This window comes from Proteus sp. HMSC14B05 (genome assembly GCF_001808035.1).
Taxonomy (GTDB): Bacteria; Pseudomonadota; Gammaproteobacteria; order Enterobacterales; family Enterobacteriaceae; genus Proteus; species Proteus mirabilis.
The window spans coordinates 164,355-190,593 of record NZ_KV791994.1; the positions used below are offsets into that span (position 1 = coordinate 164,355).

Genomic DNA, 26,239 nt, shown 5'->3' on the forward strand with positions numbered 1-26,239 from the left:
AGAAAAAGAAGGGGATTGTGTGTCTTCGTCAGCCACCTTACCTTTTAGTTTCGAGATCCTCCATGTGCTATATCAATGATTTTTAGCTCTCCAAAGGCAAGCTGGCTTTCGTTGACTCACATCGATTTTTACCGAAACGCATTATCGTAAGGTGTAAAATGGATACCAAGCAAACAGAATTTAGGCTAATACTGACGATAGAGAAGATCTAGAAACAATTTGCGCAGATAGCTTAATAACCGCTATTACGTCGCCCAAATAGCGTTCTTATTAAGGATAAAAAATAGCGGCCTTGATTTCTTCTTGCACACAAAAGCGCTATAGTGATTAGATAGTCATGTTGATTGATAATTTTCTTTTCGCTATCAATAAAGGCACTCTCATATGGATCTCATTTCACGATTAACAACCAATACCACTCGTGCTGATTTTGCCTTAGCTCATCAACAGCAATTAATACAGTTACTGATACAACACTTTCCTGCTAAATATCACACCTTGTTTGCAACCCCGCAAAAAACTGCAGAAGATACTATTGAATGGTATGGTGAAATATCCGGTCAGCCAGTGGCATTAAATGCATTGTCAGAGCAACAACGCCAAGAGATAAGAGATGCTCTCGATGATGATTTAAAAAATCTTAAAGAGCAAACGGCATTACTTGCTTCACAGCAACGCATTACCGATGAAGAGCGCCATCTGCTTGATACCGCCTCAACCCTACCCGATGCAGAGAGCATCTATATCATTAATGGAAAACCCATTATTACTTGGTGGCCTCGTACCACACCTTTAGCGCCGACTGTTGCACAAGTCACTGCTGGCTCTAGTGCAGCGGCTGCCGGAGCGGCGCTTGCAAAAATATCACCAAAAACTCGCCACCGTTGGTTACGTTGGTTACTGGTATTATTATTGGTTTTAATTGCCTTAGTCTCATGGTTAAGAGGATGTTTTGATATCAATACAACGCCTTCTATCAATGATACTTCTGCGACCGCTGTCGCAACTCACTCTACCTCAACGATGACAGTTACAACTAATACGACTAATAAACAAGATAACCTAACAACAAATAAATAATTTAGGTATTAAATAAAATTAAAAATAGCGTTTTATATTGATATAAACGCTATTTATTTATAAAAACAAACACGCCAATAAATTATTATTTTTGTATAAAAAAAATCTATTTCATCTCACTTATCTTTTTTTATTCCAATTTAAACAATTGTCATTACTATAATTCACCATTCTAAATAGTAAGTAAATGGAATATTAAAAATGAAAAAACAACTATTATCAGCATTATTTATCAGTGGAATATTTTCTATTTCTACCGTTCAAGCACATGAAAATACCTCATTAGATAAAACAACAATTTCTGCAGGTTATGCACAAATAAAAATTGCCGGCCAATCAGGTATTATGCGCGGTGGTAATCTCTCAATACGTCAAGAATTCAATCAACAGCTAGGTATTATGGCAATTGCTACCTATGCGCAAAATGAATATGATTTTAATAAGCCTATAAAACAATTAATAAAAGATGTTGATGCCCGCTATTATTCAGTGATGGCGGGACCAACCCTACGCCTCAATGACTATATTAGTGTATATGGTGTGGCAGGTATGGCTCAAATCGAATTTAAAGGTTTAGATACTAGACAAGTACCTGAAAGTATAATCAAGAAAAATGCTTTTAGCTGGGGAGCCGGTGTTACCATTAACCCTATCGATATGCTTTCTGTTTCCGTTGGCTATGAAAACAGCCGTTATAAAATGAATAAATTAAGTGATAATAAATTAATTATTGATGGCTTTATTGCAAATATTGGTTATAGCTTCTAATTATTGATTTAATTAAATTATAAAAAAGCCTCTGTCATTATCAATAACAGAGGCAAATTATTTCACAGACCCACTCTGGGATATTTTTAAAATACGAGATAATATTATTAAATTAAATCTTGATAAGTACCTAATTGATATCCACGCTCAGCAATCGCTTGTTTTAACGATGATTGCGTCAACACCTCTAATTCCGTTAAACGTTGGAAACAGTAACCACTCGCACGTAAAGGATTATCAATAAAAGCAGGATGTGTCATCACTTCAAGCGATTGTTCACCACGTGCTTTAGCGTCATCCAGTGTCTTTAAAAACAAGGCTTGGCTGATTTCATCACCATAGAATTGACTATCAAAACCATCACTACTAATAACCCCTTGAGTATTAAGATTTTCTTTTTGTGCCAACAGTCTATCAACACGTATCGGTAATGCTTTTTGTTGTGCAAACTCTGCCACGATGGGGAAAATTTGTTTAAACATATGCACATGATGATGGCTGTCTATATGGTCGGGGGGACAACCAAACAACTCAACAAAGCGCTGATATTGTGCATTAAGCTCCACTCGTATCTCATCTAAAGGTAACTGCTCTTGCTCTGCCATTTGCCATAGCCATTTACCTAACACCCCATTACGCGTTAAAGAAGGGATAGGAGACAGCGGCTGTCCCATAGTCAATGTAAAATGAAGCCCGACACCAAGATGAGGTAGCTCCTTGCATAATTGTGCAGCATGCTCAATACCTTCAGCATTCACCAACGCTGTCGTTGATGTCACTATGCCATGACGATGACATTCAACAATGCCATAATTTTGCCCTCTACTCAGCCCAAAATCATCGGCATTGACAATTAACAAATGTGCCATTCTGTCTCCTTTTTATGATTTATTGAGTCTAAATCACTTAGTTTGATGCTGCTAATTGTGCAATCGCATGAGCAAAATTAGGTAAGTGCGCTTTGTGTGCTAATAACATCTCACGAGTCAGTACTTCAGCATCTTTATCGGAAAGTACCAGCGGCGTTAAATTCATCGCAAGTAATGCATCATTAAACTCACCACTAATAGCCGCTTGACTGGCTGCGATCTCAAACCCTTTGATAGTATGAATAAGCCCCAGCACTTTTTCATCAAAATGGGTTAAACGTGGATGTGGTTTGGCTCCGTCTTTACCTAAAATAGCCGTCACTTCAATTGCCCAGTCTGCAGGGATATTATCAATATGACCGTGATGAGGAATATTGACGTAATGCTCCGCCTGTTTATCGTTATAAATCGCATTAATCACTTCACAAGCGGCATCAGAATAATAAGCCCCTCCACGTAATTCCAACTCTTTAGGTTTAATATTTAAATGTGGATCTTTATACAATTCAAACAGTTGTTTTTCGACTTGCTGAACAACCTTAGCCCTAGCGCCACCTTTATAGTATTCCCCCATTTCAATGGCTAACATCTCTTTTTGTTTAAAGTAGTAGAGTAAATAAGAGCATGGCAACAGATTAAGAGAACGAATTAGCCCCTCACTAAAAGGTAAATCAAAAATATTTTTCACCGATCCTGCGGTTAACGTCCCCGAAGCGACTCCTTCTAATAATTCAGGGAAACGGGATTGACCGTTAACAATCACATCTTTAATAAACACCATATGATTTAAGCCAAACAGATCAATAGAAAGCGTATCTTGCTCCGTTAGCTTAAGCACATCAGTAATAAACATTTTCATACCGATAGGAATATTACAAACACCAATAAATTTCTTAAAATTGGTATGGCGATAAACCGCTTCCGTCACCATACCTGCAGGGTTAGTAAAGTTTATGATCCACGCATTAGGGCAAATTTCTTCAACATCTTTAATAATATCAAAAATAACCGGAATAGTACGTAATCCTTTAAATAGCCCACCGGCACCATTGGTCTCTTGGCCTAAATAACCATGGCTTAACGGAATGGCTTCATCCAATTCTCTTGCTTTTAATTGACCAACTCGCAACTGTGTAGTGACGAAATCAGCCTCTTTTAATGCCTCACGACGATCAAGTGTTTTATAAATGGTTAAAGGGATACCCGCTTTTTTTATCATACGCTGGCAAAGCGCAAAAATAATATCCAGTTTTTCTTTGCCTTCTTCAACATCAACCAACCATAATTCCGTGATCGGCAATTCATGATAACGTTTAATAAATCCTTCTAATAATTCAGGTGTATAACTACTTCCTCCACCAATGGTGACCACTTTTAACTTATGACTCATAAAATACTCCCATACAGCACAATCATGCTGTTATTTGTCTATTAATGGCAAAATTAAGGCGTAAAAATCCCTAAAGAAAATAACGTTATTTTCTTCTTTCTCTCTCTATTTAATAAAAATCAATTGATATTATTGATTGCTTTTTACGCTTAATTATAAATTAGTTAGTCTCTTTAATACTGTATAAATTCTTTCTATAACTATTTGGTGTCAGCGATGTTATCTTCTTAAAAGTCTTAATAAATAAGCTCGGGCTACTATAACCTGCATCAAAAGCAATATCGGTAACGGAGTAATTCGTAATTTCTAATTGTTTTTTAGCAAAATTAATTCGAATATCATGAATAATTTGCATCGGCGTTTTATCATAATAACGGCGAGTTGCTCGAGTTAAATACTCTTGCGATTTTCCTGATAATTGCACCATATTTGCTAATGCATTCTCCCCAAATCGGCTTTTATCATGCATTCCATCAATGGCGTCTTTTAGCCATAAGGGAATATCATCTTCAATACCATCATCTCTATAATGTCGTAATCTATTCACCACATTAAAGGTGACAATTTCAATAAATTCATTAAATTCTGTATGTCTGAAATTTAATGAGCTAATCACGGATTCAATATAAGAAAGAAACTCATTTTTTAATGCATAAACTTGAGAAGCAACAAAATAAGCGGGCAATAAAGGAAGATAATGTTTATCAAAAAAAGCTTTGCTTATTCCCACATTTAAAATACGAGTTACACCAAAGTCATAAAAACTTTGATGATGCGAGCCAATAGGAATAAAGACAAAATCACCACGCTCTAATAACACCTTTTTACCGTTAATTTCTTGATAATAGCGCCCTGTTAAAACAATAGTAAATTCATAATAATCATGCTGATGCAACCCACTGACGCTTTCTGTTTTGTTATAAATAAACACATGAAAATTCTTACCATTAAATAATTGGTTTTCATATACCATGCGTATTTCAGCTTGCGCTTTTAATGAGTGCATCATCATTCGCCTTACTTTATTTTTTCATGTAACTCGATAAGCTCTGTGACAAGCTCTCTGGCTAACATAGATGTCATTAAATGATCTTGAGCATGTACCAGTACCAAGCTCACTTTCGTTTTACCCAATCCTTGATCATCACCAATTAAGCGGGTCTGTATTTTATGAGCTTCATTTAATGCTGTTCGAGATTGTTCCATCATTTTCTTGGCTTGTGCAAAATCACCTTGCTTCGCTTTTTTTAACGCTGCATAAGCGATACTTCGTGCTTGCCCTGAATTAATAATTAACCCCATGATAATTTCTTCAAATTCATCATCTGTCGCTGAGCTATCAACGCAATTCTCAATATCTAACATCATTCCCCCTCTTTGGTGCTTAGCTGTGCAAAATAAGCACTGCACAGCCATTGTCTATTCGTTAAAATTTCAATGCATTAGCAATATCTTCTTCACTTTCTTCTTTATCAATTTCGGTTTGTGCTTTATTAGAAATAATCACAAAAGGCAGATAAATCAGTGTTGCAACAGCTAAGTTAAAGAGTGCTAATAACAGTGCGGCAATACTGCCATTGGTATTAAAAAATGCCCCTAACCCTGTTGGCATCGTCCAAGGTGCAATATTTGTGACCGGCGGAATAATCCCAAGGTAATAAGCGGTTACGGTAATAGCAGCAAGGATTGGCTGAATAAGAATAAAAGGAATAAACATCACTGGATTCATAATCACAGGTAAACCAAAAATAATAGGTTCATTAATTTGGAATAGACCCGCAGGTAATGCTAACTTCGCCACTTGACGGTGATCTGCTCGACGCGATGCAATAAAGATAGCTAATATCAGACCTAACGTCGCCCCTGTTCCTCCTAAGAAGATAAACGAATCTAGCATCGGTTTTGCCCAAAGATGGAACGTTTTGCCTGCTGCAAGTGCCGCTTCAACTGAACCATACTCGGTATAAATAGAGACGTTTTCTAATGCCCAAGGTGTCATAATACCGCTATCAAGTGCCGCCAGCGCCAATGAACCATGAATACCAAAGAACCACAGCAAAGAGGTAAAAATAACGTAAGCCCACCCGACAACCGATCCTAACGAAGCCAATGGCGTTGAAATAGAATCTAAAATGATTTGATGGAAATGTGTACCGTAATGCGCTAATCCCCAAGAGATAATTCCCATAATTGATAAAATAATAAAACCAGGAATTAAGGCAGAAAAAGAGCGCGAAACGGAGGCAGGTACACTATCGGGCAAACGGATAACCCAATTACGACGCACTATAAAGGTAAACATTTCGGCAACCACAAGGCCAATAATAATCCCTGAGATAATATTGGCACCTCCTAACCAGTTCGCCCCCACAGCATAAGCGCCACCAGCGTCATAAGGTGTTACCGTCATAAAGGCGGCGATAGAAAGTAATCCCGCCGCAATAGGGTCGACTTTTCTCTCTTCCGCTAGCGCCATACCAATAAAGAACGGCGCCATCAATGACATTATTCCCAACGTACCGTTATAGACATTACCACCTATGACTTTTAAACCATTAAGTGTTTCAATTGTTGAGGCATCTAAACGAATACCAAGGGAGTAAAAAAAGGAGCCCTCACCAAAACTGAGAAAAACATTATTGATAAGTACAAACATTGCCCCGGCAAGTGTTAATGGCATTAAACGGATAAAACCATTTTTTATCGCATTAACATGAGGTTGCTTTCCAATTTTAACCGCAAAAGGAAGGAGTACCTTTTCAAGTGAACCAATGACCTTACTCATAGAAAAATACCCTTAAAATGCCGCTAATTGCTCGGCTAGCTGAAAAATTCACTCTTTGACTGGAATAAATAAAAATAACAATAAAAAAATTAATTAGTTGTTGCTGATGCTTTCTTAATGGCAGCTACTGCTGCTTTTAATACACCTAATCCATCCACTTTCCCATATAACAATGAATCAATGACTTCGACAGGTTTATTGGGTAATAATTTTTGAATATCAGCGAGCATCCAACCAATTTGTGGCCCCAATAAAACGACATCCGCTTCTTGGCCTTTTTGCTCTGCTAATGTTTCTGGAAAAGCTTCAATAATAACGGGTACATCATATTTTTCTGCTTGTGCACGCATTTTTGTCACTAACAGAGATGTTGACATGCCAGCAGAACAAAATAGATAAATATATTTCTTTTGCATAAAACCCTCTCAAATTGGCCACACTCTGCCCTAGAGATAATGCTACTTTCTCATGTGCATTGATTAAGATGTCAGTACAGAATTAAAGTAAAATTTAGCAATTAAGATTGTTTCTGATTGAATAAAGTATACGCAATGATACTCACTAACGATATTTTTTACTGACTCATAATTGTCTCTGATTGACCTAGCGTATTGACCCTCTTCACAAATTAAGCAAAAAATCTTTAGCATTGTTTCGCGTTACAAAATTTGTCTATTCTTCTCTTCACATGATCTGATGCAAAGATTCAGCACAATAATATAAGTTAATCCTTTATTATTGTGAGAATGTGAATTAGTATCATTACTCTTTAGTTTTTTGGTATAATCATTGTTTCCTTTGTGAAGCTCATTATTAGGTCACAGCTAGTAAACTGTGCTATTTCATATCGCAACAATATGGGAAAGAGAATGTTTAAAAAATCATTAAGCCCACTGTTCTTATTGCTGTCTTCTCTGGTTATCGCAGGTTGTGATAACGCACAAGATACCTCAACAACGCAATCCACAGAGAAACAAACTCTCACTATCGAACATGCTCAAGGCACCACTGAGATCCCTGCTCACCCACAAAAAGTGGTTGTGATGAACATGGAAACACTTGATATTGTTGATGCTCTTGGCGTACCTGTTGTTGGCCTACCACAAACAAACGTCCACTTACCTAAATTTCTAGAGAAATACACCAACGAAAATGAGTACATCAACGAAGGTGGCCTGTTTGAACCAAACTACGAAAAACTCAGTACTACTGCCCCTGATCTGATTTTAACGGGTAGTCGTGCTCGCGATGCATATGCCAAATTAAGTGAAATCGCACCATCCATTTCTATGGATATCGACAGCACACGCTTTATTGACAGCCTCACTGAGCGTACAACGACTTTAGGTCAAATTTTTGGTAAAGAAGAACAAGCTAAAAAATTATTAGCTGACTTCAATAGCAAAATTGATACGGTAAAAGCAAAAACCCCAGATGCGGGTAAAGCAATGGTCGTATTAGTCAGTGGCGGTAAAATTTCCGCTTATGGCCCAGGCTCTCGCTTTGGTTTTATCTACGATGTATTGGGCTTTGAACCTGCATATACTTTCGATAGCCCAGGCTCTCACGGTAATATTGTTAACTCAGAACTACTGCTAAAACTTAATCCAGATTGGATGTTTGTCATTGACCGTGATGCGGCAATTGGTCGTGAAGATTCACAACCTGCAAAACAAGTGCTTGATAATGCCCTAGTTAGAAAGGTTAATGCATGGAATAAAGACCAAATTATCTATCTTGATGCCAGCTCGATTTATATCTCCGGTGGGATACAAACTTACTCTCGCTTAATGGATACAATTAATCAGGCGTTGGATCAAAAAAAATAAAGTAACTGAATGAAAACGTTCCATTTATCATTGGGGATAGGACTTATCGCTATCCTCTCAATGATCAGTCTATTTATCGGCGCAGGAGATATCACTCCTGCTTCGCTTTTTACTGATCCCGATATGCGCGATATCTTCTTTATTAGTCGCGTACCAAGAACCCTGTCATTATTACTTGCTGGGGGCGCAATTAGTGTTGCTGGTTTAATCATGCAACTGCTCACGCAAAACCGCTTTGTTGAGCCTTCTCTTGCAGGTACAACACAATCAGCCAGTCTCGGTTTACTAGTCGTGATGTTGCTTTTCCCCGCGGCAGGCATTTTCACCAAAATGATGGTAGCCACTGTTTTTGCACTTTTAGGCACTGTGTTATTTATGTTGTTGCTACAGAGAATTGCCTTAAAGACCGCATTAATCGTGCCACTTGTCGGTATTATGCTAAGTGCAGTGATAGGTGCTCTAACCATCTTTCTTGCCGTCTATTTTGATTTACTACAATCACTAGATGCGTGGACTAGCGGAGACTTCTCCAGTGTCTTACAAGGTCGTTATGAGCTGCTATGGCTTGTCGGTGCCCTTGCATTAATGGCGTGTTGGGTCGCGGATAGCTTTACCGTGGCAGGTATGGGACGTGAATTTTCCATCAACGTTGGACTTAACTATCGTAAAGTGATGATTATCGGTTTATCTATTATCGCTTTAATTAGTGGTGTGGTGGTGTCTGTTGTTGGTGCTTTACCTTTCCTTGGTTTGATCGTGCCAAATTTAGTTAGCCTAGTGATGGGAGATAATATTCGCAAAACCATCCCGTGGGTATGCTTAAGCGGTGGAGCCATTGTTTTACTCTGTGATGTGATTGGTCGCCTGATCCGTTATCCATTTGAGATCCCCGCAAGTGTCATTTTAGGGGCGGTAGGTGCTGTGATCTTCCTTTTCTTACTACTGAAGCAGCAACGTTATGCAAAAAGTTAATTCATCCATGATTAGCAAATATACTGGCGCTGTTCAACCTAAGAAAGTGCGCCTCTCACCTATGGCGCGTATTTGGCTCTTACTTGGCGTCTCATTATTAGCCATTGTGCTGTTTATGACGATCAACCTAAACGGTAATATCTCTTATATTCTGACACACCGCGCTTATATTATTCTGACGATGATCATCGTCGCCTTTGCGGCAGGCGTTTCTACTATACTGTTTCAGACTATCGCCAATAACCGCATTCTTACTCCTTCATTAATGGGCTTAGAAGCTCTGTTTGTATTGCTACAAACGCTCTTTATCTTTTTTGAAGGGGATATGCCCGCCTCTTGGATGGCCAATCTGACGAAGTTCTTTTTAGAGTCGGCCTTATTAGTGTTATTTTCGGTGGTTCTATATCGTTGGCTATTTAGTTCAGTGCGCTTTAATATCAATTTAGTCCTTATGATTGGTATTATTTTAGGCACCCTATTTCGTAGCAGTGCAACGCTATTACAACGCCTCATGGACCCAAATGAGTTTTCTGTCTTACAAAGCCGTATGTTTGCGACATTTACTCGAGCCACTCCTGATCTTATCTTATGTGCATTAGCCATTATTGTCGTCGTCGGCGTATTACTTTGGCGTATGCGTTATAGTTTTGATGTGATGGCCTTAGGCCAGGCGAATGCGATTAATCTTGGTATTAATTATCGTAAGCAAACGACTTATATTCTATTACTTATTTCTGTTCTGGTTGCGGTATCAACAGCATTAGTAGGGCCGTTGACATTTTTAGGCTTAATTGTTGCTAATCTGGCTTATCATATTAGTGGTAGCAGTCAGCACCGCTTTTTAATGCCTGTGGCATTCTTATTAGGCACTATCGCACTGATTGGCGGACAATTGATTTTAGAGTATGGCTTAAAAATGACAGGTACTCTCTCTGTTGTGATTGAGTTTATTGGTGGTATGTTCTTTATTTATTTGGTATTAAGAAGACTTTAATATGATTGAAATCAGTAAGATATCAAAACGTTATCAAGACACAACGGTGCTTGATAATATTACAACAACCATTCAACGTGGCGGTATTACTTCAATCATCGGACCTAATGGTGCGGGTAAATCCACCTTACTTTCTGTAATAGGCCGTCTACTGATGCCAGAAAGCGGTATGGTCAGTGTAAATGGCATGGATGTTGCGGCCACAGAGAGTGATGTATTAGCCAAAAACCTTTCCATACTACGCCAAGAAAATCAGTTTGTGAGTCGCTTAACTGTTGAAGAGTTAGTCGGTTTTGGTCGCTACCCTTATAGTAAAGGACGCTTAACGCTAGAAGATAAGAAAGTGATTGATGAATCACTCGATTTTCTTAATTTGACTGAATTTCGTCACCGTTATCTTGATGAATTATCTGGTGGGCAACGCCAGCGTACTTATGTTGCAATGGTATTATGTCAAGATACTGAATACGTGATGCTTGATGAACCGCTTAACAATCTTGATATGAAACACGCGGTCATTATGATGAAATTACTGCGTAAAGCCGCCGATGAGCTAGGAAAAACCATTATCATCGTCATTCATGATATCAATTTCGCCTCTGTGTATTCCGACTACATTTTAGCTATGCGCAACGGGCAACTTTACTATCATGGCTCACCTAAAGAGATCATGAAATCCGATATTATCGAAGATATTTTCGATACTCCCGTCGACGTTAAAGAGTTGGATGATAAGCTTATCGCGATGTATTACTAATATTGCTATTTCACCAAAAGCCAAACAGCATATTGTTACTTTTAAACAATATGCTGTTTAATTACTTCGTAGCCACTGTAACCAGTTCAGAATCGATATCGCTAAAAATCTCTTCCCACTCTCCCACTCATTATCATCAATATCCATTAAACCAAAATACCGTAGCAAGAAAGCCCCCTCGGTGGCTAAAAAAGCCAGTCTCGCCCGTTTTCCCTCTACTGTTGTGGTATCGACACCCGCTAATCTTTGCTGATACCACGCTTTAGTACTTTGCAAATATTCTGGCGTTTGCAGTAACGCAGCCATTAAGCTGGCTCCTTTGGCAAAAGAGAGCTTATCGTGATCATGAGTTGCATGAATATGTGCTCTAACGCGATTATTGGCTGAGTTATCATTGGCAACCACCTGATTAAATCGCGCTTCATATCCTCCTTCCCAATGTTCAAACATGGCATCAATCATCGCTTCTTTACTATTAAAGCAATATTGGACACCACCTTTGGAAATCCCCATTTTTTTGGCCACCGTATCGATAGTCAGAGCGGCAGCCCCTTGCTCCATCACGATGTCAAAAATAGCCTCAAGTAACTTTTCTCTATCAATCGTTCTTTGGCGTCCCATTTAAAAAAACCTCTTTTCAATACGACCGTATGGATTTAAAATTATTATTCCTAGCTAAATATAACACCTAAGATAACCACTGAGACTTTATATGATAAAAGATTATAAGCGTTGGATAGTCTTACTTTTAGTATCAAGTATGCTGTTTCTGATTGTTGTTGATGTTACCGTACTTTATACCGCACTACCGCGTTTAACTCATGATCTCAATGCGAGCGCCTCAGAAAAACTATGGATCATGAATGCCTATCCGCTGATTGTCGCAGGGCTGTTGCCAGCAGCAGGTATGCTTACTGATAGAATAGGCCATAAGACGTTATTTATTAGCGGATTACCCCTTTTTGCCATCGCCTCATTATGCGCGGCTTATTCCCCTAGCGCCACCAGCTTAATTATTTCTCGTGGTTTCTTGGCCGTCGGTGCTGCTATGAGCATGCCTGCAACGTTGTCTATTGTGAGACAAGTATTTACTCATCCACAAGAGCGTGCCGTCGCCATCGGTATTTGGTCTGCTGTTGCTTCTGGTGGCGCGGCATTAGGGCCTTTAATTGGTGGGTTGCTATTAAACCATTTCTGGTGGGGCTCAGTCTTTTTGATCAATGTCCCTATTGTACTACTTGTGCTTCCTTTCTCGATTTGGCTAATTCCTCACTTTTCGGGACAACGGCAGCATAAAATTGATTATTTAAGCTCAATACTTATTTTGATTGGCTTAGTCAGCGCTATTTATACCTTAAAAGAGATAGGTAAGGCTTATACACAATGGAATGAAGTGATCATCGCCACCCTTATTGCCATTATTTTTCTCACACTATTTGCGCGGCGCCAACGTCGTCAAACGCATCCAATGATTGATTTTAGCCTATTTAAAAAGCGCTATTTCAGTGTCGGTGTGGCAATGTCGACTCTTTCTATGGTGATCATCGTGGGTATTGAATTTCTGCTAAGCCAACGCTTACAGTTAGTCGCCGGCTTTACACCACTGAATGCAGCTTTAGTGATTTTACCTATCCCTATCGGCTCAGTATTAGCCTCTCCTTTGGCTGGGTTTTGGCTAGCGCGTTTAGGTGCAGTGCGCTTAATTATTATCGGATTCGCCCTAACATTAATGGGTAACTTATGGTTAATTGCCATTTCAAACTCACCGATAATGCTAATGGGTAGCCTCTTTTTGATTGGCTTTGGTTTAGGCATTATTTTTACCACCGCATCGACCTCTATTATGCTAAGTGTCGACGATAAACAAGCAGGTATGGCCGCTTCTATTGAAGATATCGCCTATGAGTTGGGTAGCGTGATTGGCGTGACATTTATGGGGAGTTTAATGAGCACTCTCTATACCTTAAAACTAACTTTACCGGATACGCTTAACGTCAATAGTGTCGTTTATGATAGTTTAGATGAAGCACTTATTGTCGCTGAAAAGCTTCCCGAAGCAGCGGCAACCCTCTTAATCGCACAGGCTAATAGTGCGTTTGAATATGCCTTTTCTATCGTTCTGATCGCCACAGCCATTGTGACTACAATAAGCTTAATTGCACTCCCTTATTGCTTGCGTAATGCGGTAAGAGAAAACAAGCCCAGCCACTAATTCAAGCTCATAGAAAACGCGCCGTTATGGCGCGTTTCTCACAAAATCAGAAGGTGATTGTCCCATCTGCTTTTTAAACATAGTAGAAAAAGAGCTAGCACTGTTATAGCCCAAATCAAAAGCCACAGCGGTAATGCTATGCCCTGATAAAATTTGCGTGAGTGAGTTTAAAAGACAGACTTGCTGACGCCATTGTGAAAATGCCATTCCCGTCTGTTGGCGGAAAAAACGGCTAAACGAGCGTTCACTTTTATGTAATTTCTCGGCCCACTGCTGAGGTAGAGCGTCAATTTTGGGCTGACGAATAAAATCGCGACATAATTTAGCTAATTTACTGTCCTGTGGAATAGGAACAAAGAAAGGCAAAGGTTCTGCTTTCGCTAACTCATATAAGATAAGTTGCATTAAAATACCATCGCGCCCTTTTTTATCATATTGCGCAGGCACATCAACGGCTTCAAGAAGTAATTGACGTAAAAGCGGTGACACTCTTAACACTTCACACTGTTGACTCTGACGAGGAGCAGCTGCTGGCTCAATATATAAACTTCTGGTACTCACATCTAACATGCGTGTTTCATGCCCCGTCTGAGGAGGGATCCACACACCACAAGAGGGAGGGATAACCCATTCCCCATCATTTGTGCTCACTTCAATCAATCCGGTAGCGGGATATAAAAATTGCGCTCGTCGATGTCGATGCGTTTCTAATAGCGTATTAGGCAGATAATCTGTACCCAGCGCAATCACATCTCTCTCAAGGAGATCAACACTTTCTAACGGCACATTTCTCACATTAAACCTACTTTTTTATCTTTCTTGCTGATGAGCAAATCTGGTCACTATCACATTGCAAGATGGCGAATTAACCCCTTTCGCTATTTAGCCACCCTATCCCGTTAACAGCTATAAAACTTATTATTAACACTGTCAATAAATAGGCCGAAATTCTAATGTCATTGTCTGATCTTGGCATGTTGGAAAGCGATTAATCCTCTACTATCCCTCTTGCAGAGGTTGTTTCAGGCGCTCTGCAACGCGGTATGCATTCAATAATAATGCAGCGGAAACCAGATATCCCCATATCAATAGTCTAGAAAACGCATACACATCTTTATATCAAGTATCGGGTAAATTGGCTTCCGCTTATTATGTCTAAGGTAGCATTTATATGAGCAATCAGTCCGATCATCATAGTATTAAGCCAATTTCCGGTGATATAAGTCGTCGCCATTTTATTCAAGCGAGTTCGGCATTAGTCACACTGCCCTTTTTTTCCTCCAACACGATGGCGGCAACACAAGATCATGCAATAGCTGAAAAAACGATTGACGCCAAAGAGAGTGAGCGTGTTGTCTCTACCTGTAGTAGTTTTGACTGTGGCGGAAAATGTGATATTCGCGCGCACGTTAAAGATGGCAAAGTGACACGTATTAGCACTCGACCTGACGCCGATTTAGATGAAGAGATGCCTATCATGCGAGCCTGTGTACGGGGTCGTGGTTATCGTAAATTTGTCTATCATCCTGATCGATTAAAATATCCCATGAAGCGAGTAGGTAAGCGTGGTGAAGGTCGATTTGAGCGCATCACTTGGGAAGAAGCTACGACGCTTATTGCACAAAATATGCAACGCATTACCAAGCAATATGGCCCTGCCTCACGTTTTGTCAGTTTAAGCACTGGGGTGACTGGTGGCATTTTTTCTGGTGCTAATATGCTACGCCGTCTGTTTAACCTAACCGGCGGCTTTCTGGAGAATTATCACTCCGTGAGTAATGGTAACACCCTTGCCGTTACCCCTTATACTTACGGTACAGCCGCTAGCGGAAGTACATTAGATACATTAGCAAATACCCCTTTAGTTATTCTATGGGGACATAATCCTAATGAAACTATTTTTGGGCATTCCAATCATTACTTCCAAAAAATGAAAAAAAACGGCACTAAATTTATTGTCGTTGATCCACGTTATTCCGATACTGCCTCTTCTTTAGCTGACCAGTGGATCCCGCTGTTACCGACCACTGATAACGCGATGATGGATGCCATGATGTATGTCATTGTCAGTGAAAACCTGCATGATCAGGCCTTTATCGACAAATACACCCTTGGTTTCGATGAGCATCAGATGCCAGAAGGCGTTGGTGAAAATGAGTCTTTAGTTGCCTATTTAATGGGGAAGAAAGACGGGATCAAGAAAACCCCTGAATGGGCGGAGCCTATCACTAAAGTACCCGCAGATACTATTCGTCAATTAGCCCGTGAATATGCTTCTACAAAACCGGCAGCATTAATCCAAGGTTGGGGACCACAACGTCATATTTGTGGTGAACGGACGGCACGCGGTGCGACACTGTTAGCGACTATTACCGGCAACGTTGGTGTACGCGGTGGCTGGGCGGCAGGCTATGGCATGGCATTAAACTCTGAGTTACGTAAAACCATTGCCGGCCCAAGTTTATTGACCAATCCCGTTAAAGCAAAAATCAATATCACCAATTGGGTGCAAGCGTGCGAAGATAAAAATTTGGTCACACCACAAAATGGCTTACTCAATGCCGAGAAACTTGATACTGAAATCAAGATGATTTTCTCAATGGCGGGTAATTATATGGTGAATCAAAATACCGATATTCTTCATGCCGCTAAAGTGCTTGAAGATGAATCAAAAGTTGAATTTATCGTCTGTAGCGACCTCTATTTAACACCTAGCGCCAAATATGCGGATATCTTACTGCCTGAAACCAGCTTTTTAGAGCGCTGGAATATTGGAGGCACATGGAGTTATGGCGATTATATTATTCTGTCCGAAAAAGTGATAGAGCCAGAGTTTGAACGTCGTACCGACTACGATTGGTTACGTGAAGTGGCTGATAAACTGGGGGTCGGTGAACAATTTAGCGAAGGTAAAGCCACTGATCGCGACTGGATTGAATATTTAGTCAATGATGCCAGTATTAAACGTCCTGAAGATGGTATTCCTACCTTTGATGAATTATTGGTTAAACGTCGTCATCTGCTAAAACATCGCCCTCATACCCAAAATGTTGCGTTTGAGAAAAATATTCAAGATATAGAAAATAATCCATTTCCAACCCCATCAGGAAAGATTGAGATCTTCTCTAAACGCTTATATGAGATGAATAATAGCGAGATCCCCGCACTTTCTCATTATGTGCCTGCCATTGAAGGGCCCGAAGATACGTTAACAGATAAATTTCCACTACAACTCATCACGTGGAAAGGACGTAACCGCGCAAACTCAACACAATTTGCTAATCCTTGGCTGCAAGAAGTACAACGTCAAGAATTATGGATCAACCCATTAGATGCCGAAGATAGAAATATCAAACAAGGCGATAAAGTCAAAGTCTATAACGACCGTGGGATCACCTTAGTTCCCGTCAAACTCACACAACGCATTATGCCTGGTGTCGTTGCTTTACAAGCAGGTGCTTGGTGGCAACCAGATAAACAAGGTATCGATCAAGGGGGATGTGCCAACGTCTTAACCTCATCCCGTAGCACCGCAATGGCACACGGTAATGCTCACCAAACTTTATTGGTCGAGGTAGTAAAAGCATGAGTAAATTTATCGTTTATCCCGCAGTAAGCAGTAAACAGCTAGGGTTTTATATCGACAGTGCTCGCTGTTCGGGCTGCAAGGCGTGTCAGGTTGCTTGTAAAGATAAAAATAACCTCGATGTTGGCCGCAAATTTCGCCGTGTATATGAAATCACTGGTGGTGGTTATAGCCGTAATACTAACGGTGCATTAATTAATAATGTCTTTGCTTACACTTTATCTATCTCTTGCAATCATTGCGATGATCCCATTTGTGTTAAAAACTGCCCAACTACCGCGATGCATAAACGCGAAGGTGATGGCATTGTGATGGTAGATACTGACAAATGTGTTGGTTGTGGCGCCTGTGCGTGGTCTTGTCCTTATGGCGCACCGCAAATGGATCCTGAAACCAAGCAGATGTCAAAATGCGATTTTTGTATCGACTTACAACAAAAAGGTGAACAGCCTGTCTGCGTTGCGACCTGCCCACTTGGGGCCATTCAATTTGGTCCAATTGATGAACTACGTGAACGCTATGGTGAAGTTAATTATGTCACTGGTTTGCCTTCTCCTGAAATAACTCATCCAAACCTAGTGATCAACCCTCACCAAGGGGCAAATAATGACACTATAAATAATAAAGGAGAAATAAAATGAATGAATGGTCATTATTGATTTTCACCTTTATGATGAATGCCACTATTGGCTTAACACTCATAACAGGCCTTTTTGCACGTCGTCTTGCACATTATCTCAGTGCTGAAAGCTATTATCGCTTTATGTTACTAACCTTATTGGTGATTTGTGGATTAGCCGGTTTAGGCTCTATTGCCTCCATTACTCACTTAGGCGTGCCGTTAAATGCTCCGAATGCCATTAGAAATGTCTTTTCAGCTTGGTTAAGTCGCGAAGTTGCTGTCACTGCCATTTTTGTAGGATGTTTAGGGATCACCTTTTTATGGCTATGGCGTACCAGTAAATTTTCGATGCTGCTATTTGGTGCAAGCCTTCTGATTGGTCTGTTTGACATTTATTGCATGGCATCCATTTATCGCCATACTTCCATTTTAACATGGATGGATAACAACACTTATGTGATGTTTTTTGGCGCGATGCTCACATTAGGGGCAACAATATTCTTTTTGCTGCTAAAGATATTGCAGCGTATAGGCAATAAATTAGGGATAGAAATACCATCAGCCCCTTTCCCTATCCGTTGGAAATGGCAATTGTGGGGGATCATGGCATTTAGTTTAATTGGCCGATTACTCTATCAACCTTTTTATGAACATTATTTAACTCGTACGCTCTATAGCCAAACATCGGTAACCTTTCCGTTATCACCTATTGAAGTCTATTACTCCATTGGCCCATTACGTATGACCAGTTGGATCTTAGCAACTTTGGCTGTATTGGTGTGTGGCTATAGTTTAGTAAAATATTTGATGGGCCAAACTCAGCAAAAATCAACGGAGTCCATTTTTGTCTATGGCGGTATCATGGCAATTATTGCAGAATTTGCTTTGCGTTATGTGTTTTATTCAATTCACTAAATCACGATCAGCCAGTTATTGAAGATGACAATTATCAGGGGAATTATTAGCCCCTGATTTTTTATCAAAGATCATCGTTCACCCTGAGTATCAATCAATAGACGTTGATTAATATAATCAATCGTTTCTTCTATTGTCATAATATGATTAATCACATTAGTAATACCCTGACCAATAATAATCTCAGCTTGCCTTAAGTTAAATAATTTACCATTCGGCACTGATGATTCTCGTATTCCTTGATTAATTTCCTGATAAGCTAGTGTCATCCATGGATAACGGTGGCTAATTTCTTGGTTATGACTAAAATTTTCATGGTTACTATTTCCACCCAATAAAATTAAGTGATCCATCACAACAGGAGAATAAAGCCAACGATAAAACAGTGCAGCGTAAGATGATTTTCTACTGTAACGCGACACCCCAAGTACCCCACCCCCTAATTGTGGTACACCACCCGGAACGGGAGCAAAACCAATTTTAGGTAAAATATCGCTATGTGCGACATCATTAAATAAATTCATATAAGAGATAAGCATTGCCAGATGACCTTGCTCAAATTGTCTGACAGAGCCACTCCACCATTTATGGTTGATATTTTCGGTGATCGACAACTGATGCAAATAATCTGCTAATACCTCAGCGGCCAAGGGCATCGCTAAGCGCGGAATATTATCACTACCGATTAAACGCCCACCTTTAGCGTAATAACGTAATAAGTATTCAGTTGCGATTAATCCCGCACTTCCTAATGTGGTTGAAGCTCCCATCGGACAATGAGCTTGCCCGGCTTGATGCAACTCAGTAAAAAACTGAGTCACATTATCGTACTCTTCAAAGGTTGTCGGCACAGTTAATTCATTACCTGTTTTTTCGTAATACATTCTTTTTAAAATAGTATCTTCAAACAGATCTTTACGATAAAACAGTAATTGAGCGCTAGCATCGAACGGCATTGCATAAGCGACATCATTAACCAAACCAAATTTTTGTTGCGTAGGTAAGGAAAAGTGACTCAATAAATCAGTTAATCCATCACCAATTTTATCTAATGGTCGCAATATTCGCTCAGCAAACCATGGAAAACACGCCATATCAATACGCAACAGATCATAATAAGGGTGTAAATGAAGTTGGCTTAAAATTTGATAGACTTCATCATAAGGATGAATAGCTAAATTCACCTTGATACCAGTTTGACGATAAAAATGAGGAAGTAGTTTTTTTAATGCCGTTGTTGAAGGGCTTGGCAACGTTAGTAAATTAAGACTAATTTGTGATTTATCATCACTCATTACTGCTGGTGTTGCCGTATACAGATATGAACTTCGATTTGCGACAGATACATTATTATTTTTATACTCATGCGGCTCTGCGATTAATAGTGCCTCAGCGACTTCCAAACCAAGCTGAGCATAGTTCATTGGAAAACAATATAACCCTTTTATTACCGGCGGAATATTATCACTTAGAGCAAAGATAATAGGACAATCTGAAGAACTGCCAAAATAGCTTGCTTGTGTTAAATAGCGAGCTTTCTCAATATCTTGTGTGACAAAGATATCGGGGACTTGCTCCATAGAAAAGAAATCAAAAGCAATTTTATAACTCTCTTCATCAGAAGCGCTAAGTATGACACATTTTTTATCGGGTGCAGTTTGAGAAAGCCGTATTTGCAATTGATTAGCAAAAACCTGACTATTTAATTCATCTTGATTATCGCCAAAAATCCCCACCACCTTGCCAGCTGTTTGTGCCACTTGCTGGCAAATTGACTCCGCCGCTTGTACAAAATCTAACGTAAAAAAACGTTGTGCATTGAGGGGTTTGTGATAAATAAAGATAATTTGTGAAGGTGGAAGTTTTAACGTGTCAAAATAGTATTTAGCATCTTTAAGACAACTTACGGTGACTACTTGCTTATAGCCACCTGCAGCAATTTTTTGTAGCAAATCACGCTCAGTGGTCTCAAGAAGATCTGTTAAAAAAAGATCGTAGCTGATCTCTGGGAAATTAACGATCGACTGTCTAAAAGCATTAAAGAAGATCGCATATTTTTCAGAAACCAGTTGGGGTAATAAGATCGCAATTTTATGGCTTCTATTGGTTCTTAGTAGTTGGGCTTGTGTATTTAATTGATAGCCCATCTGTTTAGCAGCTTGATAGACTGCTTCAATTTTTTCAACACTTACATTTCCACGTTTATTCAATACGTTAGATACCGTACCATGCGAAACACCCGCTAGTTTTGCAATGTCCTTGATCGTCGCCATTTCTCTTCTTTCACCTCTATTTCCACCTTCACTAGCATACCTGAATTATTTATCACGACTACTGATAATTGATTTGAACGTTCCACTTACAATTAGCTGATAAATCAATCTATTAAAAATTAAAGATAATAAATAATTATCAATACCAATTAAAATAAATATATATACTAATCAACATATTAGTAAATAATATTTGAATAAGATCACTGATCTGATCTTCATTTATTGGCAAATAACACATGTCATTTTATTATTGGAACGTTCAAATTTGTTTGTAACCTACAAATAGCCAACACCAGAAAATTAATAAAATACTAATAAACAATAAGATAAGGGGATTTATTATGAAGCTTCATTTTTTAGGGACGGCTGCCTCAGAAGGCATACCGAATCCCTTCTGCCGTTGTGAACACTGTCTGAAAGCAAGAAAATTAGCCGGTAAAGATATTAGAACGCACTCTTCTGCTATTGTGGATGACATTATGTTGATCGATGTCTCCCCCACTTTTAGTTACCAACTGATGCGTGATGGTATGGACGCAACACATTTTGAAAGTTTGCTATTTACTCATACTCATCCTGATCATTTTAACGTTGGTGAACTATTTAGCAGAATGGAAGGCTATGGTTTTGAAATTAACCATCCTTTACATATTTTCGGTAACGATCGCGCTATCAATGGCTGTATTGAAGTATTACCAGGTTATACGAAAGAGCGATTTGCATTTCATTGCTTAATCCCTTTCGTTACGGTCGAAAGAAATGGTTATAAAATTACGCCGCTGCTTGCTAATCATGCGAAATGGGAACTTTGTTATGTATATCATATTGAAAAAGACGGCAAAGCTATTTTCTATGGACATGATTCGGGTTGGTTCCCAGAATTAACTTGGCAATGGTTAGAAAACAAACCGCTTGATATTGTTGTTTTTGAGTGTACTTATGGCTTAAATGGAAAAGATCGTACAGATAATCATATGAGCTTAGAAACGGTTTTTGCCGCCAAAGAAAAACTGCAACAACAAGGCTGTTTGCATCAAGCTACACAAATTGTCGTTTCGCATATCTCACATAGCGGTAAATTACTGCATCATGAATTAGAAACGGTTTGTGCTCCTCATCATATCCGTGTTGCCTACGACGGATTAACGTTAGAAACCAATTAAGAGGGGTACGACAATGGATATGAAAATAACTTCTCGCCTACTTATTATGATGTTTGTGCAATATTTCATGCAAGGAGCATGGAATATGACCATGGGACTCGTATTAAGTAGTTATGGTATGGCAAGTATTATCGGCAATGCTTATGCCTTATTAGGTGTCGCGACAATTATCTCCCCCTTATTTATTGGTATGGTCGCAGATCGTTTCTTTGCTTCACAAAAAGTCATGGGGATACTTCATTTAATTAATGCCGTCGTTATTCTCTGTGTTCCCCAATTTATTGAAGCACAAAACAGTGGCATGACATTATTTTTAATTTTTATTATTGGCTTATTGTTTTATCCAACCACTGCGCTATCTAATAGCATTAGTTTCTCCCATATTAATGGGGTTAAATATTTCCCAATTATTCGCGTATTTGGTACGTTTGGTTTTATGGCAATTGGTTTTATATTGGGTGAAATGGGCTTCTCTGGTAGCACAATGACTTGGTATATCGCTTCTGCAGTTGGTGTATTACTCGGTTTCTATTGTTTTACATTACCTAATACGCCACCTAAAGCGAAAGGCCAGCCTTTCTCACTACGCGATATTTTATGTTTAGATGCATTGTCTTTATTTAAAGATCGCTACTTTGCTATTTTGATGTTTAGCATCTTTATTTTAATGATCCCCAAAACAGCTTATTCTGCTTATATTCCTGTCTTTATTAAAGCATTAGGCTTTGATAATGCGGCTTCTATTATGCAAATAGGGATCGCTTGCGAAGTTCTGTTTATGTTTGTTTTGTCATTCTTCTTAATGAAATTTGGCTTCAAAATTACACTACTGCTAGGAGCCGTGAGCTGGATCATACGCTCTATGTTTTTCTCTTATGCTGCAGTAAATACAGAGCTTTACTTTATCGTCATCGGATTAATGCTACAGGGATTATGTTGGGATTTCTTCTTTACTGCAGGAGATATCTATGTCGATCGCAAAGCAAAACCTGAAATTCGTGCACAAGCACAAGGTCTGCGCTTTATTGTCTCTAATGGTTTCGGCTTACTATTTGCTTCCACTATTTGTGGTCAAATCTTTAACACAACCGTAACTGAAACAGGTGATGCAGCATTACCACAATGGTCAACATTCTGGGTCTATCCTGCCATTGTAGCGGCGGTGGTAACCCTATTCTTTATTTTCTTCTTTAAAGATGATGTTTCTAAAAAAAGAAATAGTGAAAATAAAGAAACATCACGAGGAATTACAGCACCTTAATTTTAAAATAAAAAATAAGCCAACGTCAGGAGCAAACCATGGATGCATTAATACAGTTTGTTGACACTATTGGCCCATTATCACTATCAAGTATTGCTAAATTACTGGCCGCCTTTATCTTAGGCGGTCTTATTGGCTTAGAGCGTGAATCAAAGGGAAAACCAGTTGGTTTTAAAACTTGTGTCATTATTGCTGTTGCCAGTTGTTTATTAACCATTGTCTCTATCCAATCAGCCGAATATTACGCCAATATTTCTGACAATATTCGCAGTGATCCCATGCGGTTAGCTGCACAAATTATCAGTGGGGTCGGCTTTCTGGGCGCCGGTGTTATTTTACATCGACGAGATGATGCCATTTCAGGATTAACGACTGCGGCCATTGTTTGGGCATCTGCGGGAGTGGGTATCGCCTGTGGCTCCGGCTTTTATTGGCATGCTATCGTTGTGACTTTCCTCTTTTTTATGGCTATTAAACTAAGCCCACAAGTAGTGCTGTTTCAAATGAATAATCAACGCTTAGGTAAAATTAAAGTGCGAATGCTATTCACTCATGAAAGTGGTGTTCCTCTTTTAATTGACTATTTAAAAAGCAACAAAAACGTTATTGAAAACCTGACTATTCGTGATATTAAAAAGGAGCGCGTTGAAGTTAACTTAAAACTACTTGTGCGACAAAAAATAACCTTACCAGAGTTTTATTGCTCATTAAAACAATTACAGCATGTACATTCTGTTTCGATAGATCACTAGTGTATTTAAAAGCAAAAATGCATTTTAATTTAAATGACAACACTATTTTTATTTTACTTATCTATTTGCGTATTAATTTATGTTGTCCGTATTTTATCCATAAACTATCTTTTACTAAGGTGGTAACGATAGACTGTCGCTTCTAAACATTTTTCTTCTGGTTTCCAGTTTTTAATAATATTAACTAAACCACCATTAGCATAATAATTACCATCTTTTTGTAGAAAAATATCTATGTTATTTACAATATATAAATCAGTTTCACACTCGGCTGAATGAGCGGATAAAACCTCATTACGAGTAACATAAACCGCATCACCTTCTGTCGTCGTACCTTTAACCTCGACACGCCTAAATGTATTATTTTTATGGCATTCTAAATCATAAGGACTATTAGAAGAAGTATCAATTACTTTAAAACCTTGTTTTTTATAATCTTCTTTTGCTTTATTCATTGCATACAGCTCTATTGCCTTTCTCTTTTTAATGTCAGTAACTCGACCTTGATAACTTGTTTTTTCTTTTTTCAATATCAAAGGTAAGTTGTTATCAAGATCTAAAGTCTCTATTTTTTCCCAAGCATAAATGGCACTTAGTTCTTTATTAGGTTTATCCTGATAATCAAGCACATTATATAAAACTTGAACCGGTCTGTTACTGTTATATTCTATATAAGATAGTCGACCAACATAAATAAAGGGTTGACTTCTACTTTTAATTTTTTCATGTATTCGAACAAATAAAATAACGGTCTCACCAGTAAGTATTCTTTTTATATGAGAAGTTTCCGTTGTATTCTTATTTTGTGATTCCCAATGAAATTTCTTACCGTTATCAACAAATACATCATTGTATTTATGGCTATCTTCTTTGCTTCTTTTATCTAAAGTTACAAATAGAACAATACAATTTTTAAAACTTGTAATTCCTGTTATCTCTTTATTATTTTTTAGTAGTTCTACATTAGCTGTTACTAAAGCTTCATTTTTACTATATGAATTTCCAACAATTAGATTAGTGTAATTAAATTCTTCATCTTTCCGTTTCATCATAAGGCCTTATTCGCTAAATTACATAGCTAATTATATTAGCTAAAAACTATTATTTATCCAAATAAGACAGCAAACATTTATAGAAAATTTAGATATATTATGATTTCAACATCATCAAAGTTAAATCACACAATCTTGTATACAAGATACCAAGCTCTCTAGAAGCACTGTTGATTAAACTCTATCGTCTTATTTAACAATATCTCAGACGATAGTGAGCCTTTGCTCACCACAAATTTAGGATAGTTAATGCTGGTTTTAATATTGATTGGAAGTGATAATCGATTATGTGCTAAAAATTGAAAAAGTGGTGTTATTTTTTCTGATGACACACTTTCCTGTAAGCGCCCAAGCGTAATGTGAATAATATTTTTATGCAGATGATGATCAATAGGGATTTGCTGGTAAACCTGTTGTCTAAACTGCGTTAATGTTTTTGATACACCTATTAATATCACGCTTCCATTAGTCGTTAAAATAATATCATTAAATAGGATCTCAATCTTTCCTATCTTATTAAAGATATTCGTTATTTTTTGACACCAAGCCAGTAACATTAATTTCTGAGGCTCAAATAACGCTATAGGTTGATTAAAAATGGTCAACAAAGTGCAATGAAGTTGTAATTGTGGAGTCACCGCTATAAAAGGAAATTGCTGAGCAATTTGCTGACAATAAACATCTAATTGTTGGCTAAAAGGGATAAAATCCTCATCCACCTTTGGTTTATCAATAATGAGCTGCCCCGCATTTAAACTCAAATCGATAATATCTTCATTATTAATCTGTTGTAACCACTTTTCATTGCGCGATAATTTTTTAACTGTTGCTTGGGTTAAAAATGAATAGGCCATCGATAAACCTCGGTAACGAAGATTGTTATTAATACATTGAATTGAATGGTACTTAAAATCAAGTCATAAAGTAGATAATAAAAAAGTGGCTCTCAAGCGAAA

The 26,239-nt window shown here is 38.5% G+C and carries 24 protein-coding genes; 13 read left to right on the top strand and 11 right to left on the bottom strand.

All coding sequences use genetic code 11. The annotated features are described in order from the left end of the window. Window positions 1-384 precede the first annotated feature (384 nt). Together HMPREF3129_RS12185 and HMPREF3129_RS12190 are read left to right on the top strand one after the other, a co-directional pair. A complete protein-coding gene (locus HMPREF3129_RS12185) occupies window positions 385-1,080 on the top strand; it encodes a hypothetical protein (RefSeq protein ID WP_036919319.1) in 696 nt (231 codons plus the stop codon). A gap of 201 nt (window positions 1,081-1,281) precedes the next feature. After that, window positions 1,282-1,848 (top strand): Ail/Lom family outer membrane beta-barrel protein, encoded by a 567-nt coding sequence (locus HMPREF3129_RS12190; protein ID WP_036919324.1) that lies wholly within the window; start codon window positions 1,282-1,284, stop codon window positions 1,846-1,848. Between the two features lie 107 nt (window positions 1,849-1,955). Here the strand turns inward: HMPREF3129_RS12190 and chbG are convergent, their stop codons facing one another. The 6 genes from chbG to HMPREF3129_RS12220 form a co-directional block, all read right to left on the bottom strand. Then, complete coding sequence (gene chbG / locus HMPREF3129_RS12195; RefSeq protein WP_004250027.1) at window positions 1,956-2,717, bottom strand: chitin disaccharide deacetylase; 762 nt, start codon at window positions 2,715-2,717, stop codon at window positions 1,956-1,958. A 37-nt stretch (window positions 2,718-2,754) separates the two neighbouring features. Then, entirely contained in the window at window positions 2,755-4,107 is a 1,353-nt protein-coding gene (locus HMPREF3129_RS12200; RefSeq protein ID WP_004246723.1) for a 6-phospho-beta-glucosidase, read from the bottom strand. Window positions 4,108-4,267: 160 nt separating this feature from the next. After that, a complete protein-coding gene (gene chbR / locus HMPREF3129_RS12205; protein ID WP_004246722.1) occupies window positions 4,268-5,116 on the bottom strand; it encodes a transcriptional regulator ChbR in 849 nt (282 codons plus the stop codon). Window positions 5,117-5,124: 8 nt separating this feature from the next. Beyond that, window positions 5,125-5,472, bottom strand: a complete 348-nt coding sequence (gene chbA / locus HMPREF3129_RS12210; protein WP_004249042.1) for a PTS N,N'-diacetylchitobiose transporter subunit IIA — start codon at window positions 5,470-5,472, stop codon at window positions 5,125-5,127. 61 nt (window positions 5,473-5,533) lie between these two features. Then, a complete protein-coding gene (gene chbC / locus HMPREF3129_RS12215) occupies window positions 5,534-6,892 on the bottom strand; it encodes a PTS N,N'-diacetylchitobiose transporter subunit IIC (protein WP_070487051.1) in 1,359 nt (452 codons plus the stop codon). Between the two features lie 89 nt (window positions 6,893-6,981). Then, window positions 6,982-7,308 (bottom strand): PTS sugar transporter subunit IIB, encoded by a 327-nt coding sequence (locus HMPREF3129_RS12220; RefSeq protein ID WP_004246718.1) that lies wholly within the window; start codon window positions 7,306-7,308, stop codon window positions 6,982-6,984. 453 nt (window positions 7,309-7,761) lie between these two features. Between HMPREF3129_RS12220 and HMPREF3129_RS12225 the strand changes: the two genes are divergently transcribed. The 4 genes from HMPREF3129_RS12225 to HMPREF3129_RS12240 are packed head-to-tail and all read left to right on the top strand — an operon-like array spanning window position 7,762 to window position 11,444. Further along, entirely contained in the window at window positions 7,762-8,721 is a 960-nt protein-coding gene (locus HMPREF3129_RS12225; RefSeq protein WP_004249039.1) for a siderophore ABC transporter substrate-binding protein, read from the top strand. A gap of 9 nt (window positions 8,722-8,730) precedes the next feature. Then, window positions 8,731-9,693: an ABC transporter permease gene (locus HMPREF3129_RS12230; protein WP_004246712.1), complete on the top strand. Its 963-nt coding sequence runs from the start codon at window positions 8,731-8,733 to the stop codon at window positions 9,691-9,693. After that, a complete protein-coding gene (locus HMPREF3129_RS12235; protein WP_004249038.1) occupies window positions 9,680-10,687 on the top strand; it encodes an iron chelate uptake ABC transporter family permease subunit in 1,008 nt (335 codons plus the stop codon). The genes HMPREF3129_RS12230 and HMPREF3129_RS12235 overlap by 14 nt, the downstream gene beginning before the upstream one ends. A 1-nt stretch (window position 10,688) precedes the next feature. Continuing rightward, the gene (locus HMPREF3129_RS12240) at window positions 10,689-11,444 is read left to right on the top strand and encodes an iron ABC transporter ATP-binding protein (protein ID WP_004246710.1); all 756 of its coding nucleotides are present in this window, start codon (window positions 10,689-10,691) and stop codon (window positions 11,442-11,444) included. A 57-nt stretch (window positions 11,445-11,501) separates the two neighbouring features. Here the strand turns inward: HMPREF3129_RS12240 and HMPREF3129_RS12245 are convergent, their stop codons facing one another. Continuing rightward, complete coding sequence (locus HMPREF3129_RS12245; protein ID WP_175437870.1) at window positions 11,502-12,065, bottom strand: TetR/AcrR family transcriptional regulator; 564 nt, start codon at window positions 12,063-12,065, stop codon at window positions 11,502-11,504. 91 nt (window positions 12,066-12,156) lie between these two features. Here HMPREF3129_RS12245 and HMPREF3129_RS12250 point away from each other — a divergent pair, with 91 nt between their 5' ends. Beyond that, on the top strand, window positions 12,157-13,656 hold the full coding sequence (locus tag HMPREF3129_RS12250; protein ID WP_004249028.1) for an MFS transporter: 1,500 nt from the start codon (window positions 12,157-12,159) through the stop codon (window positions 13,654-13,656). A 24-nt stretch (window positions 13,657-13,680) separates the two neighbouring features. On the opposite strand, the gene HMPREF3129_RS12255 is transcribed toward HMPREF3129_RS12250, so the two are convergent. Next, complete coding sequence (locus tag HMPREF3129_RS12255; protein ID WP_004246707.1) at window positions 13,681-14,451, bottom strand: AraC family transcriptional regulator; 771 nt, start codon at window positions 14,449-14,451, stop codon at window positions 13,681-13,683. Between the two features lie 376 nt (window positions 14,452-14,827). Here HMPREF3129_RS12255 and HMPREF3129_RS12260 point away from each other — a divergent pair, with 376 nt between their 5' ends. Genes HMPREF3129_RS12260 through HMPREF3129_RS12270 form a run of 3 tightly spaced genes read left to right on the top strand, consistent with a single transcriptional unit; the run spans window position 14,828 to window position 18,779 of the window. Continuing rightward, on the top strand, window positions 14,828-17,245 hold the full coding sequence (locus HMPREF3129_RS12260) for a DMSO/selenate family reductase complex A subunit (RefSeq protein ID WP_036919334.1): 2,418 nt from the start codon (window positions 14,828-14,830) through the stop codon (window positions 17,243-17,245). Beyond that, window positions 17,242-17,883, top strand: coding sequence for a DMSO/selenate family reductase complex B subunit (locus tag HMPREF3129_RS12265; protein WP_004246705.1), 642 nt, complete (start codon window positions 17,242-17,244; stop codon window positions 17,881-17,883). The genes HMPREF3129_RS12260 and HMPREF3129_RS12265 overlap by 4 nt, the downstream gene beginning before the upstream one ends. Further along, on the top strand, window positions 17,880-18,779 hold the full coding sequence (locus HMPREF3129_RS12270; protein ID WP_012368569.1) for a dimethyl sulfoxide reductase anchor subunit family protein: 900 nt from the start codon (window positions 17,880-17,882) through the stop codon (window positions 18,777-18,779). Before HMPREF3129_RS12265 ends, HMPREF3129_RS12270 begins: the two co-directional genes overlap by 4 nt. A gap of 71 nt (window positions 18,780-18,850) precedes the next feature. Here HMPREF3129_RS12270 and HMPREF3129_RS12275 read toward each other — a convergent pair whose 3' ends face one another. After that, window positions 18,851-21,052 (bottom strand): extracellular solute-binding protein, encoded by a 2,202-nt coding sequence (locus HMPREF3129_RS12275; RefSeq protein ID WP_036919337.1) that lies wholly within the window; start codon window positions 21,050-21,052, stop codon window positions 18,851-18,853. Window positions 21,053-21,396: 344 nt separating this feature from the next. Here HMPREF3129_RS12275 and HMPREF3129_RS12280 point away from each other — a divergent pair, with 344 nt between their 5' ends. Genes HMPREF3129_RS12280 through HMPREF3129_RS12290 form a run of 3 tightly spaced genes read left to right on the top strand, consistent with a single transcriptional unit; the run spans window position 21,397 to window position 24,231 of the window. Further along, window positions 21,397-22,218 carry an MBL fold metallo-hydrolase gene (locus tag HMPREF3129_RS12280; protein WP_004249024.1) on the top strand — a complete coding sequence of 274 codons (822 nt, stop codon included), beginning with the start codon at window positions 21,397-21,399 and terminating at the stop codon, window positions 22,216-22,218. 13 nt (window positions 22,219-22,231) lie between these two features. Continuing rightward, a complete protein-coding gene (locus HMPREF3129_RS12285; RefSeq protein WP_004249023.1) occupies window positions 22,232-23,479 on the top strand; it encodes an MFS transporter in 1,248 nt (415 codons plus the stop codon). 38 nt (window positions 23,480-23,517) lie between these two features. Further along, window positions 23,518-24,231, top strand: coding sequence for an MgtC/SapB family protein (locus HMPREF3129_RS12290; RefSeq protein ID WP_004249022.1), 714 nt, complete (start codon window positions 23,518-23,520; stop codon window positions 24,229-24,231). Between the two features lie 104 nt (window positions 24,232-24,335). Here the strand turns inward: HMPREF3129_RS12290 and HMPREF3129_RS12295 are convergent, their stop codons facing one another. Further along, window positions 24,336-25,280: a DUF3427 domain-containing protein gene (locus tag HMPREF3129_RS12295; protein WP_052124575.1), complete on the bottom strand. Its 945-nt coding sequence runs from the start codon at window positions 25,278-25,280 to the stop codon at window positions 24,336-24,338. 161 nt (window positions 25,281-25,441) lie between these two features. Further along, complete coding sequence (locus tag HMPREF3129_RS12300) at window positions 25,442-26,137, bottom strand: hypothetical protein (protein WP_036919340.1); 696 nt, start codon at window positions 26,135-26,137, stop codon at window positions 25,442-25,444. Window positions 26,138-26,239 lie beyond the last annotated feature (102 nt).

Bases quoted from the DNA above. Each gene is read 5' to 3' on its own strand.
- HMPREF3129_RS12185 (WP_036919319.1), top strand. From the start codon at position 385: ATGGATCTCATTTCACGATTAACAACCAATACCACTCGTGCTGATTTT.
- HMPREF3129_RS12190 (WP_036919324.1), top strand. From the start codon at position 1,282: ATGAAAAAACAACTATTATCAGCATTATTTATCAGTGGAATATTTTCT.
- chbG (WP_004250027.1), bottom strand. From the start codon at position 2,717: ATGGCACATTTGTTAATTGTCAATGCCGATGATTTTGGGCTGAGTAGA.
- HMPREF3129_RS12200 (WP_004246723.1), bottom strand. From the start codon at position 4,107: ATGAGTCATAAGTTAAAAGTGGTCACCATTGGTGGAGGAAGTAGTTAT.
- chbR (WP_004246722.1), bottom strand. From the start codon at position 5,116: ATGATGCACTCATTAAAAGCGCAAGCTGAAATACGCATGGTATATGAA.
- chbA (WP_004249042.1), bottom strand. From the start codon at position 5,472: ATGTTAGATATTGAGAATTGCGTTGATAGCTCAGCGACAGATGATGAA.
- chbC (WP_070487051.1), bottom strand. From the start codon at position 6,892: ATGAGTAAGGTCATTGGTTCACTTGAAAAGGTACTCCTTCCTTTTGCG.
- HMPREF3129_RS12220 (WP_004246718.1), bottom strand. From the start codon at position 7,308: ATGCAAAAGAAATATATTTATCTATTTTGTTCTGCTGGCATGTCAACA.
- HMPREF3129_RS12225 (WP_004249039.1), top strand. From the start codon at position 7,762: ATGTTTAAAAAATCATTAAGCCCACTGTTCTTATTGCTGTCTTCTCTG.
- HMPREF3129_RS12230 (WP_004246712.1), top strand. From the start codon at position 8,731: ATGAAAACGTTCCATTTATCATTGGGGATAGGACTTATCGCTATCCTC.
- HMPREF3129_RS12235 (WP_004249038.1), top strand. From the start codon at position 9,680: ATGCAAAAAGTTAATTCATCCATGATTAGCAAATATACTGGCGCTGTT.
- HMPREF3129_RS12240 (WP_004246710.1), top strand. From the start codon at position 10,689: ATGATTGAAATCAGTAAGATATCAAAACGTTATCAAGACACAACGGTG.
- HMPREF3129_RS12245 (WP_175437870.1), bottom strand. From the start codon at position 12,065: ATGGGACGCCAAAGAACGATTGATAGAGAAAAGTTACTTGAGGCTATT.
- HMPREF3129_RS12250 (WP_004249028.1), top strand. From the start codon at position 12,157: ATGATAAAAGATTATAAGCGTTGGATAGTCTTACTTTTAGTATCAAGT.
- HMPREF3129_RS12260 (WP_036919334.1), top strand. From the start codon at position 14,828: ATGAGCAATCAGTCCGATCATCATAGTATTAAGCCAATTTCCGGTGAT.
- HMPREF3129_RS12265 (WP_004246705.1), top strand. From the start codon at position 17,242: ATGAGTAAATTTATCGTTTATCCCGCAGTAAGCAGTAAACAGCTAGGG.
- HMPREF3129_RS12270 (WP_012368569.1), top strand. From the start codon at position 17,880: ATGAATGAATGGTCATTATTGATTTTCACCTTTATGATGAATGCCACT.
- HMPREF3129_RS12275 (WP_036919337.1), bottom strand. From the start codon at position 21,052: ATGGCGACGATCAAGGACATTGCAAAACTAGCGGGTGTTTCGCATGGT.
- HMPREF3129_RS12280 (WP_004249024.1), top strand. From the start codon at position 21,397: ATGAAGCTTCATTTTTTAGGGACGGCTGCCTCAGAAGGCATACCGAAT.
- HMPREF3129_RS12285 (WP_004249023.1), top strand. From the start codon at position 22,232: ATGGATATGAAAATAACTTCTCGCCTACTTATTATGATGTTTGTGCAA.
- HMPREF3129_RS12290 (WP_004249022.1), top strand. From the start codon at position 23,518: ATGGATGCATTAATACAGTTTGTTGACACTATTGGCCCATTATCACTA.
- HMPREF3129_RS12295 (WP_052124575.1), bottom strand. From the start codon at position 25,280: ATGAAACGGAAAGATGAAGAATTTAATTACACTAATCTAATTGTTGGA.
- HMPREF3129_RS12300 (WP_036919340.1), bottom strand. From the start codon at position 26,137: ATGGCCTATTCATTTTTAACCCAAGCAACAGTTAAAAAATTATCGCGC.